The organism is Alteromonas sp. V450 (assembly GCF_001885075.1).
In the GTDB taxonomy this organism is placed as follows: Bacteria; Pseudomonadota; Gammaproteobacteria; order Enterobacterales; family Alteromonadaceae; genus Alteromonas.
On sequence record NZ_MODU01000004.1, the window covers coordinates 3784062 to 3799932 of the forward strand.

At 44.7% G+C, this 15871-nt stretch carries 14 protein-coding genes and 1 tRNA gene; 7 read left to right on the forward strand and 8 right to left on the reverse strand.

Features of this window, described 5'->3' with window-relative positions; genetic code table 11:
• Position 1: 1 nt before the first annotated feature.
• The 4 genes from gpsA to BK026_RS16645 form a co-directional block, all read right to left on the reverse strand.
• Positions 2-1033, reverse strand: coding sequence for an NAD(P)H-dependent glycerol-3-phosphate dehydrogenase (gene gpsA, locus BK026_RS16630; protein WP_071816838.1), 1032 nt, complete (start codon positions 1031-1033; stop codon positions 2-4).
• A 10-nt stretch (positions 1034-1043) separates the two neighbouring features.
• Entirely contained in the window at positions 1044-1553 is a 510-nt protein-coding gene (gene secB / locus BK026_RS16635; protein ID WP_071816839.1) for a protein-export chaperone SecB, read from the reverse strand.
• Between the two features lie 67 nt (positions 1554-1620).
• The gene (grxC, locus tag BK026_RS16640; RefSeq protein WP_071816840.1) at positions 1621-1881 is read right to left on the reverse strand and encodes a glutaredoxin 3; all 261 of its coding nucleotides are present in this window, start codon (positions 1879-1881) and stop codon (positions 1621-1623) included.
• A 12-nt stretch (positions 1882-1893) separates the two neighbouring features.
• Entirely contained in the window at positions 1894-2319 is a 426-nt protein-coding gene (locus BK026_RS16645) for a rhodanese-like domain-containing protein (protein ID WP_071816841.1), read from the reverse strand.
• A gap of 313 nt (positions 2320-2632) precedes the next feature.
• Between BK026_RS16645 and BK026_RS16650 the strand changes: the two genes are divergently transcribed.
• From BK026_RS16650 to BK026_RS16660, 3 genes are all read left to right on the forward strand, one after another.
• Positions 2633-3796, forward strand: a complete 1164-nt coding sequence (locus BK026_RS16650; RefSeq protein ID WP_071816842.1) for a murein hydrolase activator EnvC — start codon at positions 2633-2635, stop codon at positions 3794-3796.
• A 101-nt stretch (positions 3797-3897) separates the two neighbouring features.
• A complete protein-coding gene (locus tag BK026_RS16655) occupies positions 3898-4788 on the forward strand; it encodes a divergent polysaccharide deacetylase family protein (RefSeq protein WP_071816843.1) in 891 nt (296 codons plus the stop codon).
• Positions 4789-4964: 176 nt separating this feature from the next.
• Positions 4965-5393, forward strand: coding sequence for a MerC domain-containing protein (locus BK026_RS16660; RefSeq protein ID WP_071816844.1), 429 nt, complete (start codon positions 4965-4967; stop codon positions 5391-5393).
• A gap of 90 nt (positions 5394-5483) precedes the next feature.
• Here BK026_RS16660 and BK026_RS16665 read toward each other — a convergent pair whose 3' ends face one another.
• From BK026_RS16665 to rsgA, 4 genes are all read right to left on the reverse strand, one after another.
• Positions 5484-6176, reverse strand: a complete 693-nt coding sequence (locus tag BK026_RS16665) for a glycerophosphodiester phosphodiesterase (protein ID WP_071817734.1) — start codon at positions 6174-6176, stop codon at positions 5484-5486.
• 32 nt (positions 6177-6208) lie between these two features.
• A complete protein-coding gene (locus BK026_RS16670) occupies positions 6209-7084 on the reverse strand; it encodes a DMT family transporter (RefSeq protein ID WP_071816845.1) in 876 nt (291 codons plus the stop codon).
• Positions 7085-7087: 3 nt separating this feature from the next.
• Positions 7088-8035, reverse strand: a complete 948-nt coding sequence (asd, locus tag BK026_RS16675; RefSeq protein ID WP_071816846.1) for an archaetidylserine decarboxylase — start codon at positions 8033-8035, stop codon at positions 7088-7090.
• A gap of 159 nt (positions 8036-8194) precedes the next feature.
• Positions 8195-9238 carry a small ribosomal subunit biogenesis GTPase RsgA gene (gene rsgA, locus BK026_RS16680; RefSeq protein WP_071816847.1) on the reverse strand — a complete coding sequence of 348 codons (1044 nt, stop codon included), beginning with the start codon at positions 9236-9238 and terminating at the stop codon, positions 8195-8197.
• An 86-nt stretch (positions 9239-9324) separates the two neighbouring features.
• Between rsgA and orn the strand changes: the two genes are divergently transcribed.
• From orn to BK026_RS16700, 4 genes are all read left to right on the forward strand, one after another.
• Positions 9325-9870 (forward strand): oligoribonuclease, encoded by a 546-nt coding sequence (orn, locus tag BK026_RS16685; RefSeq protein WP_071816848.1) that lies wholly within the window; start codon positions 9325-9327, stop codon positions 9868-9870.
• Between the two features lie 101 nt (positions 9871-9971).
• Positions 9972-10047: transfer RNA gene (locus BK026_RS16690), tRNA-Gly, on the forward strand.
• A gap of 592 nt (positions 10048-10639) precedes the next feature.
• Complete coding sequence (locus BK026_RS16695) at positions 10640-12409, forward strand: tetratricopeptide repeat-containing sulfotransferase family protein (protein ID WP_071816849.1); 1770 nt, start codon at positions 10640-10642, stop codon at positions 12407-12409.
• Between the two features lie 252 nt (positions 12410-12661).
• The gene (locus BK026_RS16700) at positions 12662-15781 is read left to right on the forward strand and encodes a TonB-dependent receptor domain-containing protein (protein ID WP_071816850.1); all 3120 of its coding nucleotides are present in this window, start codon (positions 12662-12664) and stop codon (positions 15779-15781) included.
• Positions 15782-15871: the final 90 nt, after the last annotated feature.

The window sequence follows — 15871 nt, forward strand, 5'->3', positions numbered from 1 at the left end:
ATTACGCTTCTTTTTTGAGGTCTCGGCCAAGTAGGGCCAACGCCGCCTCTTTGGGGGATTTCCCGTGGTAGAGAACCGCGTAGATTTGCTCGCAAATAGGCATTTCAACGCCTACTTTCTTAGATAATATGTGTACTTCTTCAGTATTGCGATATCCCTCAACCACTTGTCCGATTTCTTCAATAGCCACATCGACACTCTTGCCTTGACCCAAAGCCAGTCCAAAGCGACGATTGCGCGATTGATTGTCTGTACAAGTTAGAACTAAATCGCCAAGACCCGCCATGCCCATAAAGGTTTCTGGATTTGCACCCAGCTTCACGCCCAACCGGGTAAGCTCTGCTAAACCTCGGGTGATCAGCGCCGTTCGCGCGTTTGCACCAAAGCCAAGGCCATCGGCCAAGCCCGCGCCAATTGCAATAACGTTTTTCACCGCGCCACCAAGCTGTACACCAGTAAAGTCCGAGTTTTTGTATACCCGAAAAGACTTCGCACAATGAAGCTTTGCTGCAAACTCATCACTTAAGCTATCGTCGGTAGAAGATAATGAAATCGCAGTAGGTAGCCCCGCTACCATTTCTTTCGCAAAAGTGGGGCCGGACAAAACAGCCAAAGGATAATGAGTCCCTAAAATTTCTTCCGCCACATCGCGAAGCAAACGGCCGGTTTTAGGCTCTAGCCCTTTAGTGGCCCAGATAACGCGCTGGTGCGGTTTTAGCAATGGCTTTAAGCTATGAAGCATCGCCGCAAATGCATGACTAGGTACAACAACCAAAATGTCTTGGCTTGAAGACACCACCTCATCCAAATTCGCATTAACGGCTAGGGGAGCTGGAAATGTTGCGCCGGGAAGATAACGTGCATTTTCACGACTTGCCTGCATTTCAGCAATATGCTTTTCATCGCGGCCCCACAGTAGCGTTGAATTACCGTTTCGAGCAAGACAAAAAGCGAGGGCGGTGCCGTAAGACCCCGCCCCTAATACCGAAACAGACGTTGAAACCGAGTTCGACTTCATGTCTTCGTGTTTCATACTCACCTAATTAGGCGTCCATTTTGGGTGCTTCGCCCTGTGCTTGTTGAGCGCGTTTTTGCACGTAAGCTGCAAAAATAGCATCGAAGTTTACAGGCGCTAGATTAAGTGGAGGGAACGTACCACGGTTAACTAAGTTCGAAATTGCTTCACGCGCATATGGGAAAAGCATGTTTGGGCAGAACGAGCCCAATGTATGTGCCTTGTTCTGGTCTGGCATGTCGCCAATTGCGAAAATACCGGCTTGTTGCACTTCACACAGGAATGCAGTTTCTTCACCAAGTGTTGCTGTAACGGTAACCGAAAGCACTACTTCAAAAACATTTTCTTCCAGCTTGTTCGTGCTAGTGTCGATGTCTAACTTAATTTCAGGCTTCCACTCTTTGGTGAAGATTGCTGGTGCGTTTGGAGATTCAAAAGAGATATCTTTTGTGTAAATGCGCTGAATATTAAACTGCGCTGTTTGCGGTGCCTGAGTACCTGCTGCTTCGTTGTTATTTGTCTGATTCTCGTCAGCCATGATCTATCCTATTTATATTTAATTGTCGTTTTAATGTGATGTAGTGCGTTGCTGTATGCGCTGACGCTTATGCTAAACCCAACAATGGATTGAGTTTGTTCTGTGCTTCTAAAGCCATCATATCGTCACAGCCACCAATGTGCTGATCATCAATGAAAATTTGCGGTACAGTCCAGCCGCCGTTTGCGCGTTCGATCATTTCGTCGCGCAGCTCAGGCTTAACATCTATTGGGTATTCAATAAATTCCACACCTTTTTGTGACAACAGTGCCTTGGCACGATGGCAGTATGGGCAATGCCCTTTGGTGTAAAGTTCTACTTTGCTCATAAAGGTTACCTGCTATTTAGAGACGGGAAGGCTAGCGCTTTGCCACGCGTTCATTCCGCCTTTTAATACATTCACATTCGCGAAGCCGTCTTTAAGCATCGCATTTGCTGTACCACGAGCCTGATTACCCATAGCGCATACTACGATAATGGGTTTGTCTTTACTGTTTTCAAGCTTCTTGAAGTTTTTCTCGCGTACTTCTTCAGGCTTAATTTGTCTGGCACCTAAAATGTGGCCTGCTTTAAAGTCTTTTGCAGGACGCATATCTAACACTATGGCATCGCTTTTGTTCATGAGTAGCGTTGCTTCGTGTGTGCTCAACTCTTTTACTGAAGATGTCCATGCACTGATATAACTAAATATCAACATGGCAACCAGCGCAACCCAAATACCAGCAAGCACAATATTGTTGCCAGCAAATTCTATTAGTTGATCCATTACCTCTAACCCTGTCTACAGACCGTAAAATGAGTGCAAAGTATATAGAAAAATGGGCGAGAAACCAGCCTACCTTCAAGTTATACCAGTGGGCATGGATAATTGCCCATTAAGAACGTAATTGTGTACGCCTACTGGTAATAGCAAAGAAATGGAGACAACGTTTCTACGGTTAATACTTTAGATGACTGATATTACGAATAAATTGCACTGGGCATATAATCGGCCGTCAGATACACTGAAACGTGTTATAAATGGTGCTAATGCAATACGGTACGCTTACACCTAAACATAGAGGTTTCGAGAATACGTTATGTCTGTACGATTATTTCTTTCAATCATTCGCTTTTTGGTAGCGATGACTATTTTTATGATTGAAAGCAATGCCTTTGCGCAAGACAATGCCCCGAATGCGCAAATAGAAAAATTGGCTGAGCTACAGGCTGAATTACGTGCAAGGCAGCAAGTATTAGAAAATAGTAAGGCCAGTGCGCAAGAGTTAGAAGATGTACTTAAAGCGTCTGAATTGGAAATAGCGAAAGTTGCGAAGGCATTAGCTATCACTCGCCAAGAGCTGCAGAACATTGAAAAAGAACAAGCTACGCTAGAAGGCGAGCAGGAAACCCTCAAAGCGGCTATTCGCAACCAGCAGTCACTGTTATCTACGCAATTAAAAAGTGCCTTCATGGCCGGTCACTATGATTATGCAAAATTGTTGTTTTATCAAAACGATGCGAATACGTTTGAGCGTGTGATCACGTACTATCAATACGTTGCAAAAGCGCGTCAGCAAGAAATTGAAAGTTTTAAAAACAATGTGTCACGCTTAGAAGAAGTGAATGCCGAGTTGAGTGAAAAAGCGCAGTCTTTGTCTGCGCTAAAGCGAGAGCAGGAAGGGCAGCGAGCGGTGTTGATTACAAGACAGGACGACCGCAAATCGACACTTAAAAAAATTACAAAGACAATAGCGACAGAAAGCCAGCGGATAGCCTCTTTAAGAGCAGATGAAAAAGCGCTCAAGAATGCTATCGAAGCTGCTCGCCTTGCAGCTGAAAGAGCAGCCAGACAAGCTACTGTCGAAATGGTAGGGCTGTCAAAACTAAGGGGTAAACTCGCTGCACCGGTTAAAGGAAGAATACGTAAACTCTTTGGTAAACGTCGGCAGGGCCAAGTGTCTTGGAAAGGTGTAATTATTGATGCTGCTGAAGGCGAGCCCGTGAATACAATCGCCCCTGGTAAAGTACTATATGCCGATTGGCTTAGAGGGTTTGGTTTAGTCGCCATCGTTGATCATGGAGATGGGTATATGAGCGTATACGGTCACAATCAAGCGCTTTTAAAGCAGGCTGGCGATGAGGTAAAAGAAGCAGAACGTATCGCGCTAGTCGGGCGAAGCGGTGGACAAGAATATCCTAACCTTTATTTCGAAATAAGACATAAAGGTAAAGCATTAAATCCTTCAGCATGGATAAATTAAACGTAGGTATAACAATATACCGGTTGAAAGCAAATCATTAGTTGGTATGCTATTCGCTGCGCTTTACTTGCAAAAAAACAATAAAAAATGGACTAGCCCAGATGCGCCTGCGTCTTTTGACAATCTTTTTCAGTTTTTGGCTTATTGGACTTCTGCCAAGTGCAGTATTAGCAAAGGCCAACCTCATTATAATTTTAGATGACCTAGGATATCGGCCGTCTGACATTGCCGCTTTCTCGCTTCCCAAAGAAGTCGCTTTCTCGATACTACCCCAAACACCGCTTGCTGCAAAAATTGCAAAACGTGCAGACCGTGAGGGTAGGTCGGTAATGTTACACATGCCTATGCAGGCCAAAAGTGGCCTCAAGTTAGGCCCCCTTGGGCTCACTACAGATATGTACAAGGGTGAAATCACTCACACAGTAAAAGCGGCGCTTCGCAGCGTGCCTAACGCCGTTGGATTGAATAACCATATGGGCAGTGCGTTTACATTGCAGGAAGAGGCAATGGAAGTGCTGATGGAGGAAGTAAAACGTCAAGGCTTGTTTTATATAGACAGTCGCACTACGGTGTTAAGTAAAGGTGAAGCTGTAGCCAAGCGACTTGGTGTGCCTAATGCGAGCCGACACATCTTTCTTGATCATGAACTAACAGAATCATTTCTTTCAAAGCAGTTTGAACGAATGAAACATATAGCTAAACGAAACGGCGTGGCCGTGGCCATTGGCCATCCGCACCCAATGACTGTTAATTTTCTTAAAAAGCATCTTCTAACGCTCGAGAAAGAGGAATTTAACCTTATGTCGTTAGATGAATATTTCTCTTACGCCCCTAAAGTAGCGAAGCGGAAAGAAGATGCACTACAAATAGCGGAATTTGGTCGCGTTACTACACATCAACAAAGCACAGCCCTTGAGGAACCTAAGAGTAATGTGTTGATGAACGCGGTTGCAAGCAGCAAAATGACAGAAGTTGCTTTGAATGATGAGTGACAGGCATAAGCTAGCTGTACGTTAGTTCTTTTCGGTCAGTCTTTAGTCTATTTTCATCTCAATAAGATCAAAATTTAATGTGGGAACGTTTTCTAATTCGCATAGTCTGTTATAATATAACGTCTCTGACGCAAGTAGCATGATACAAACGAGTAGAAAAAGGTAACATTAAAGTAATGACGCCAATTGACGAGAACCCAACAAAACTAGACAAACTTGGCATTTGGGTGTCGAGCTTGTGCGCGTTGCATTGCCTCGCGTTGCCTGTTTTGGTGCCTTTACTACCGCTAATTGGTTCTAGTTTCTTTGCACAGGCGTGGTTTGAAAGAACAATTCTCACCTTCTCATTAATTGTAGGTGCAGTTGCACTGGTTAGCGGCGCAATTCGTTATCATGGCAAATACTATCCTCTTGCACTGCTGTTTTCAGGCGGTGCAATCTATTGGCACAAAGATATTTTTGGGCATCACTACGAACCTTTTACCATTGCAATCGGTGCAGCGCTTATTGTAGCTGGTCACTGGGTTAACATGCGTTTATGCAGACAGTGTAAGTGTTGCAAAAATACAGTGTTCTCAGAGCATCTATCTACTGAATTTAAATAGTGATAGAACCGTATATAAAAAAGCGAGCCAGTGGCTCGTTTTTTTATATGTGATATTTCTTCAACACAGTGTTTTTTGATAAAACGCTGTTTAATCCGATAGCACACGAAGCGCAACATCAGGCACATTTGTAAATATGCCATTCACGCCCCACGCTTTTAGCATAAGCATGTCTCTAGGCTCATCTACTGTATAAACGAATACGTCGAATCCATCTTGCTGTGACGTTTGAACAAATTGCTTATCAACGGCGTCTAAAGCAATATTTACAGAGTAAGCGCCAAGTGTTTTTGCACTAGCCGTGCAGTCTAGTTCATAGCTTGCAGTCAGGGCGCCAATCTTTATATCGGGCCACTGGTTTGAGATAGCCTTGAGCCAATGATGATTAAACGAAGAGATAAGCAGCTTATCGATATTAATACCGCTGTGTTGCACCGCATTTTTGACCTCTTTCACCCAACTATCAATGTTGTTTAAGTGCTTTATTTCGATGTTACACCACTTATTTTTTGGCACACAACTAAGCGTTTCGTTGAGGGTGGGTATACGTTCTCCATCGCCGATGTTCATTGTTTTTAAGGAATGCCATGGTGTGTCTAGCAAAAAGCCAGTTTCTCGTGCTCTGCGCGCAAGCGTTCTATCGTGAAAAACAATAATGCCACTTTCGTGTTGATAAGTATCAAACTCAACGCCGTCAGCGTTTTGTTCGAAAGCCAGTTTAAACGCCTTCACTGTGTTTTCTGGGGCGGCTTTGCTAGCGCCTCGGTGAGCAAAAATGAGCATAGACATTTCTTCCTTAAAGATCACAGTACGCGTTAATCTTCGTTTGCGCTATGTAACTTATGCGTGTTGAGCGTTTCATAAACTGATGCTGAGGTAATAAGAATTCCACCGAGTAATGCACTTAACCCGGGTTTTTCGTTGAGCAAAATAATAGCGAGGAAAACACCGTACAATGGCTGCATGCAGGCAATAAGCGAAAACGTTTTTGCCCTAAGGTGTCGTAGGCTTGCGGCAATGAGCGCGTGAGGAAGTGCAGTAAATACAGTGCCTAAAAGCAATAGCATAAGCCAAGCGCTTGAAGACGCAGCTACTATTTCTGCACTGCCTATCGGCAGCATTAAAATGCTGATAACCAGGGTTTGCCACGCCATGGCCTGCGCACCACTGTAGTGTTTAAAGTGCTTGCGGTGGATAAGGTTTCTAAACGAATACAAGATGGCAGATGCAATACCAATAAGGACACCAAGGGTAATGTCATTTTCTAGCGACGTTTCAGGCACAATTAAGTAAACGCCAATAACCACGGTAAGGGTAGATACGATGTCCTGCCAAACTAATCTTACTCTTTCGAAAAAAGGTTCGATAAGCACTGTAATTACAGGAAAGGTAAAAAGGGCAATCATCCCCACAGATACCCCTGCATATTGCATGGCGGCAAAGTAGGTAACCCAATGCAGCGCCATCAATACGCCTAAGCCTAAGGCAACGCCATAGTCTTTTTTGGAATTCAACTTTATTTTGTTTTTTGCCAACTTCAAAAAGGCGAATAATGCTATGCAGGCAAATACCGAGCGAACCAGCGTTATATCGCTGGCACTCAGTGGTACAAGCCGAGAGAAAAGAGCAGTACCACCCAGTAAAATTACCGTGAAATGAAGTGAGATCAGGCTTTTTTTAACAGCATCCATAAATTAGCTGTCAGCGTCCTCTGTTTTGGTCTCGCTCTTCTCATCACTCATCGTTTCATTCGCCACTGGCATATCTTCGCCAGAAGGCTGTGTCGTTGATTTAAGCGCCATAGGCTCGCCAAGACGAGTGACCATGCCAGGGGCCAGGTCTTCAAAATCAATTGCATCTTGTTCGAAACATACCACAATGGTAGAGCCTAGCTTAAAGCGGCCAAGTTCAGCGCCTTTTTCCAAGAAAACCGCTGCTTCGCTATCTTTTTCATATGACCAGTGCTGAACATTTTTACCCGCAGGAGGCGTTACTGTGCCTGCCCAGACGGTCTCGATACTTGCCACTATGGTAGCGCCAACGAGCACCATCGCCATTTTGCCAACAGGCGTGTCAAACAGCGCCACAACACGTTCGTTGCGTGCAAACAGACCTGGAATGTTTTGTGCGGTAAGCGGGTTCACTGAAAATAGTTCGCCTGGCACATACAGCATATCGGTAAGCGTGCCCTCAACTGGCATGTGAATTCTGTGATAATCCCGTGGAGCAAGATAGATAGTCGCGAATTTACCATTTTTGAATGGCGCAGCTACCTCAGGCTTACCACCTAATAATGTGGTAAGGCTAAAGTCATGGCCCTTCGCCTGAAAAATACTGTCGCTATGAATGTCGCCAAACTGACTTACCGTACCGTCAACAGCATGGATAAGTACGTTGTCGCTCTGATCTATGGTACGTGCTTCTGGCTTGAGCGGGCGCGTAAAAAACGTATTAAAGCTTCTGTAATGCTCTGGCTTTTCATGCAATGCTTCGGTCATATCAACGTTATATTGCTTGATAAATAGCTTGATGAAAAAGGTGGTAACGCTACCCATTTCTGCTTCCGCAAGTTTTCCCACAAGGCGTGAAAGCAGGTGTTTTGGTGTAACGTACTGTAAATTAACTTTAAGCCAATCTAACACAAAATATCTCCGTTTCTTTTGTGCAAGCAGTAATGCATTGCACCAATAGCGTTATTGTATCGTAAGTCGTGATACTAAGAGCAACTTTAGGGTTATGAATGCTTACACAAAAGCATAAGCACAACATTAACTTTGTTTACGGTTGTAAAGGAAAAATGTTTATGCACCAGGCGGAAGACTATGACTGGGGCGCTGTTCTTCCATGGTGGTTAAAATTCGGTGGTAGCTTTCGAAGCGTTCAGCGCTGATTTTCCCTTCTTCTACGGCTTCTTTTAACAAACATCCTGGGTCGTTAAGGTGTTTGCAGTCTCTGAATTTACAGCCGCCTAGGTAATCTCTAAATTCTATAAAGCCCCATGTAATTCGTTCGGTAGGAATGTGCCACAAGCCAAATTCACGTACTCCAGGAGAATCAATTAAATCACCGCCGGCCGGCAAGTGAAGCAATTTAGCCGCTGTAGTCGTATGTTGGCCCAGTCCGGAGTTATCCGAAATATCACCGGTTAATTCATCGGCGTCGGGGAGAACTTGATTAATTAAGCTTGATTTGCCTACACCCGACTGCCCTACGAAAACGCTGATGCTATCGTTGAGGTATTCATTGAGCTTGCTAATGCCTTCACCGGTTTTGCAACTGGTGAAGAGCACTTCGTAGCCCAAGTTCTCGTATGTTTTAAGCTGCTCTGCTACGTTTGCGCGTTCCTCTTCACTGAGCAACTCTACTTTGTTGAGGACAATCAGAGGCGTGATGCCTATGTCTTCACAGGCCACGAGATAACGATCGATAATATTTAGTGAGAGGGTCGGTAATATAGCGCTAACTACAATAATGCGGTCAATATTCGCGGCGATAGGCTTTATACCGTCGTAATAATCTGGGCGAGTTAGGACAGAGTGCCTGTCTTTTACAATTTCAATAACCCCACTTACACCTGACTCAGCGTCATCCCCTTTACTGAAAAACACTTTGTCGCCACACACCACAGAGTCTACTGTGCGGCGAATGTGACAGCGAGATACCGCACCGTTTGCGTCTTCAACGTCTGCGTGTTTACCAAAGCGGCCGATTACCGTGCCGCTTTCTAGCGTGCTTTCATCAAGGTTCGCCGCGCCCTTTGAGGCGTGCTTTTCACGCAAGCGTTTGCTTCTATTAGCTGCCACTTGTCGTTTCTGTCGTTGTGTAAGTTTTGGTTTTTTCGCCACGATTCTTTTCTAGTTTCACGTATACTATGTCAATAATACCGTTTGTAGGGCATGGTTGCCATGTCTGTAGCGCAAAGAGGAAAGTAATGAGTAAACACGACAGCAACCTTGTCTGGATAGACATGGAAATGACGGGGTTAGATCCTGAAACTTGTGTAGTAATGGAAATTGCAACCATTGTTACTGATGCACAGCTAAATATTTTGGCTGAAGGCCCCGTAATAGCGGTACATCAAAGTGACGACGTATTAGATAATATGGACGAGTGGTGCACTCGCGTGCACGGTGAAAGTGGTTTAACTGCGCGCTGCCGAGAGAGTAAAATAAGCATAGAAGAGGCTTCTGCACAAACTATTGCTTTTTTAGAACAATGGGTAGATGCAGGAAAATCACCACTGTGTGGAAACACTATTGGGCAAGACAGACGCTTCATGGTGAAGTACATGCCCGAACTTGAAGCGTACTTCCACTATAGAAATATTGATGTAAGTACAATAAAAGAACTAACGCGCCGCTGGAAGCCTGAAATTTTAGACGGCTTCGAAAAGAAAGGCGTACACCTGGCGTTAGATGATATTCGCGAGTCTATTGAAGAAATGCGCTATTATCGTGAGAAAGTGTTTACGATTTAGGCGTTCGGTCCAAGAGGTACAAAAAAAGTAGAATTAATGGTTGCGTTACCCCAAAATTTTTGTAAAATGCGCACCACTTCAAACGAAGTACCTCTTTTGTTGCGGGAATAGCTCAGTTGGTAGAGCACGACCTTGCCAAGGTCGGGGTCGCGAGTTCGAATCTCGTTTCCCGCTCCAAATTTTAAAGCTGATAGTAAACTTTACTTTCAGTGGGCGTGAAAAGCGCGACCCCTAGTGGGCCCGCGACCGAGTGTCGGCCAGTTGGCGAATCTCGTTATCGATGCGACCCCTTAAAGGGCCCGCGACCGAGTGTCGGCCAGTTGGCGAATCTCGTTTCCCGCTCCAAATTTTTCATACACCTCGAAAATCAAAGCTTATCTAGTTTTTAAGTGCGACCCCTTAAAGGGCCCGCGACCGAGTGTCGGCCATTGCTTCGCAACGAGTCAGCAGATGTATCGATGCGACCCCTTAATGGGCCCGCGACCGAGTGTCGGCCATTGCTTCACAACGAGAATAAATCTGTTTCCCGCTCCAAATTTTCAAACATCACGAAAATCTAAACATTAGCAGATGTGTCGATGCGACCCCTTGATGGGGCCGCGACGGGATGTGAGTTCTCGCTTTGTAAGAAAATTCTAAATTGCTTGGACAAAAATCTAGTGAAAACTGATTACTTTTCCTAGAAAATGATTCTATTGCGTCAGTAACTTGTCCAATCGTGTAAAAAGAGCGTTCAAGTTTAGCTTCAAAATTTGCAGTAAGGCTTCATATGTCATCAGACAACACAGTTTCAATTTATAACCAAGCAAGTTTATTGGTTCAGAAGGCAGACTATGCAAATGCGCTCAAGTTAATTTATCCGACCGTAAAATCACATCCCACTTTTTTTAAGGGATGGTTGCTTTTCAGTAGGTGCTTGTATGCGATTGGTCATGTCAAAGAGGCCGTAGATATTGCGCTAAATGCGGAAAATGTCGACCCAATGAAAAGGGAATTTGAGCAAATATCATTGCTCATGGAGCAGCAGGATTATAGTGCTGCTGAACAAATAGCATTGCAAATGTTGAAGGAATTTGGGCCACATCCGAAAGCATATTTCACGTTAGGTCGTATTTTTTTACAAGTAAATCTGCCAGAAGAGGGAATAGAGGTTTTAGAGCAAGCGGTGGAACATTTACCCAGTAACCTGTCTATTCGCAAGCTTCTTTCCGATGGTTACGCCAGTGCTGGGCAGTATCGCAATACGATTGAATCTCTGAAAACATTAACAACATTGGATGAATGTTTTGATACGCTTTGGTTATTGATAACGCACCTATTAAAGTACGGTCAATATGAGGATATTGAGCAGTATTGCCAACGCGCGTTAAACCATGCGGCAGGTGACGCCGAAAAAGTCAGTCAGATAAATTTAGTTTATGGTCAGATGCTGCGCATTGTGGGGCAGCGAGACAAGAGTATAGCAACAATAAAACGCAGCCTTGAGAGTAATCCACAGAATATGGAAGCGTGGTGGGCGCTGGCAGACTTCAAAAATTACCCCTTCAATGAGGGGGAAATGCAAAAGTTAAATGCCTTAACGCGCAGCAACCCGCCAAGTTTATCTACTAGTCCGCTTTATTTTGCCCTCGCCAAAATGCGTGAAACTCAGGTAATGCCAGAGCAATCAATATCAGACTACCGTGTTGCCAACGCATGTAAATCCGCGGGGCATTTTAAAGTCGAGTCTTTAAAGCGTGAATATGAACAACGGCAAGCGGCGTACACCGCTAAAGCTTTACAACTGCAAGCGCCTATCCAAAACGATTCGCCAACCCCTATTTTTATAGTTGGGTTGCCCCGTTCGGGCTCCACGCTTTTAGAACAAATGTTGGCAACGCACAGTAAAATAGACGGCACTATGGAGCAACCGACGCTTCCAGATGTTGAAGCGGCAGCTCAGCGCTATGCATTGAAGCAATATGGCGTAAGTTTGACACAGGCACTAGAGCGCTTTACCCCTGATGAGTTGTCGATGTTTAAAGAGCAATACCTTCGCGAAAGTGCAATTTTTCGCTCGGGAACAGCCCCATTTTTTATTGATAAACAACTTTTCAACCACCGATTAGTGGGGTTTATTCATAAAATACTGCCTGAAGCCGTTATTATTGACGTTCGTCGCGATCCTTTTGACTGTGCAATCAGCTTATTTAAACAGTATTTTCCATCAGGTGTTGAGTTTAGCTATGATTTTCAAGATATCGGCACGACGTATAATGCTTATACCGCACTCATGGATTATTGGCATTGCGCCTTACCTAACCGTGTACTGACTGTACATTATGAGGCGTTGGTGTCAGAGCCGGAAAAAGAACTCACAAAAATATTCAATCACATTGGCCTGCATTACGAAAATGAGTGCCTCCAGTTTAGTCACACCAAACGGCCCATTCATACCGCGAGCAGTGAGCAAGTGCGCGAACCGCTCAATACTAACGCTATTGGGAGATGGAGCGACTACGAGCTTTACATCGACAAATCGTTCTTAACTGAGACTTAAATTAATCTTAAGTTTGTCTTAACTAAATTGGCAGAGAATCTTTAATAGTTGCAGTTATTCGCATATTATTGGTGCAACGGCTGCACACCAATAGTGCAGTGCGACCAGATGTTTGTGCCCGCATTTCTGAAAAATTGGCTAAAACGCCAGATAATTAAACTAATTGACTATGCTGGTACAGACTGTGCTGTGATACAACAGTAAAGGTAAAGATCCAACCAACAACTAACAATAAAAAGTTGAGGAAATCCCATGGGTAAGCACACACACCCACATACAATGAAACGCTCCATTATTTCGCTTTGCATCACTACAGCGCTTGGTTTGAGCTATAGCTCAAATGCAGCCGCGCAAGAAGCAGAAAGTGAGGAATTGAAGGAAGTTGAAGTTATCGACATTACGGGGTCTCGCATTCCGACAGATCCTAACGTATTGTCTTCAGTTCCTGTTCAATCATTGAACTCAAAAGATATTGCCATGTCGGGTGAACTCAACCTGGCTGATGTTGTGAATGACATACCCGCGTTGATATCGTCATTAACAGCGGAAAATACCGATACAGGCTCGAACTCGTTGAACCTTCGTGGTTTGGGCGCTGACCGCACGCTAACCCTCGTCAATGGCCGTCGTCATGTGGCAGGTTTTAGGGGCTCTCAAGCTGTTGATATTGGTACTATCCCAAGAGCTCTCGTAGAGCGTGTTGAGGTTACGACCGGTGGTGCATCAGCCGTTTATGGTGCGGATGCGGTTACTGGTGTAGTTAACTTTATTCTTAAAGACGATTTTGAAGGCGTTCAAATTAATGCAACTGGTGCTGTGCCAGAACAGTCTGGCGGTAGTTCTTTTGCACTTGATGGCGCGTTCGGTAAAAACTTTGATGACGACAAAGGAAATATCGTATTAACGCTGTCTGTTGAGCATGAAGAAGAACTGCTTCACGGTGACAGAGACTGGTCTAGAAACAATGGTATTTCTTCTATTGTTCCAACAAGCCCAGATGATCCAACCAGAATACTAGCAAGCGATGTGAGATACTGGCTAACATCTAACGAGGGGTCTATTGCGCCAACGTTTGGCGGTCGTGAGACTACTTATGTCGATATCAACAATAACGGCATTGCGGATTGTCAGGAGTCACGTGGTGGACAAACGGGTTTCTTAGCGGGTTGTTGGATAACAAATCCTGATGGAACGGTAAGTGTAAACCAAGATGGCCCAATTTATGACGGTCTTTTAAGTAGCGGTGGCAACGGCGGTAAATTCAACTTTGACAACGATACGCTTATGCCGAATACCGACAAGTTTATCTTAAACTTAAACGGTAACTACCAGCTTACTGACGAATTAAATGCGTTTTTCGAAGCAAAATACGTAAGAGCAGAGACCAGCTTCTTTGCTGAGTATGATTCATACTATGACACGCTATTTATCATGCCAGATAACCCGTTTATTCCTGAGCAGTTACAGCCCGTTGTTGACCAAACTGGTGGGCTTCTTTTAACTCAGGACGCAATAGGTTGGGACCAAGACGAAACAAACTATACACGTGAAACGCAGCGCTTCGTGGGTGGTTTTACTTGGGATTACGCTTACGATCACTCACTTGAGTTTGCTGTGAACCACGGCCGTTTCACCAATAAAACGGAATACTCAGCCCAATACACAGACCGTATTTTCGCGGCCATCGACTCGACCGTAGATGAGAATGGAAATGCAGTATGTCGCTCTGACCTTGACCCATCTGCCGCTTACGAAATCGACTATTTCTTGTTTAACCAGAATTACGCGAATGGCGCGTTCTCTAGTGACAGATATTACACCTTCACGCCAGGTGATGGTCAGTGTGCACCGTTGAATCCATTTGGTACATTTGCAGCGAGTAAAGAAGCGCAAGACTTTATTACTGCAAGACTACAAGACGAGCTAACTGTAGAACAAACTGTGGTTACATTAACCGCGGTTGGTCAGTTCGATGTATTAGATAGTGTGTTGGACGGCTCACTTGGCTATGCGACTGGCCTAGAATATCGCGAAGAATCGAGCGATAACAGATTGGATCCTATTTCGCGGGGCGTACTACCTGAAGGCACGCCATTCACAGCAGGACAGTTAGTGAATGAGGTGTCTCCTTGGTTAAATATCTTAACGGGTATCGATAACGTTCAGCAGTTCAATAGTGGCGGTGAGTATGATGTTGTTGATGCATTCTTAGAAGTGCGTTTACCCATCTTCCTAGACAGAGAGTTCGCTTATGAATTCACCGTAGACGGTGCGATACGTGTAGCTGACTATTCAACGCTTGGCCAAACGACGACTTGGAAATTAGGTTTCTCATATAGCCCAATTGAAGACTTAAATGTTCGCGGTACTTTGTCTGAAGCGGTTAGGGCACCAAATATCACTGAGTTATTCAGCCCTCAATTACCTATCACGGTTAACCTGAATGTCGACCCTTGTGACCCTCAAAATATCAATGCGGGTACGTCATCGCGTCAGGGAAACTGTGTAGCAGATTTGCAGGCCAATGGTATCCCAGTAGAAGAAATTCTTGATGCCAACGGCAACTATATTTGGGAAAACCCACTGACTGCGCGCTTCTCGGGAACGTCTGGTGGTAACCCAGAGTTGGATGTTGAAACTGCTGAAACGGTAACCATTGGTACGGTTTACAGACCTTCTTTCATTGAAGGGCTAACGGTGACGGTGGATTACTGGAGCGTTGAAATTGAGGATGCAATTTCAGCGGTTGGGTCTGCGGACATTCTTAACGGATGTTATGACTCGGCCAATTTCCCAAATCTTGGTTTTTGTGACCAGTTCACTCGACGCGCTGATGGTGGTCTTAACAGCCTAACAACGGGTGAGATCAACTTTGCACGCGTGGAAGCTGAAGGTATCGACTTCTCTGTTAATTATGTATTTAGCATTGATGAAAATGACTTTGGGATAAGCGTTGTAGGAACACGCCAAAATACCCTAGATCGCTTCTTTAACCCAACGGATCCGTCGGACGTTGATGTTGGTCTTGAAGAAATTCAGTCTCCGAAAACCGCAGGCAATATTGAGTTGAGCTGGAGCCGTGGCGATTTGTCAATGGCATTCCAAACAACCTACCAAAGCCGTCAGGCTTATGGAGAGGTTGAAAACTCACTGGGTCTAGGTGATGCAAACCAAATCTATGGTACTGGCAGTGGCTTCTTTGGCAGCACAGTTATTCACGATTTGAATGCAAGCTATCAAGTGGATGACTCATTGTCAGTATTCGGTGGTATTAACAACCTTACCGACGAAATACCGTTTGCTACAGAAGAAGCTTGGCCTACAGGTCCACGAGGCCGGACATTCTTCTTCGGCGTAAACTACACAATGTAAATTTACCGGTAATTAATAGACCCTACGTTTAGCGTAGGGCAAGTCAACAAGGGGTTGGTCACCAATGCGGTGTCAACCTCTTTTATTTTT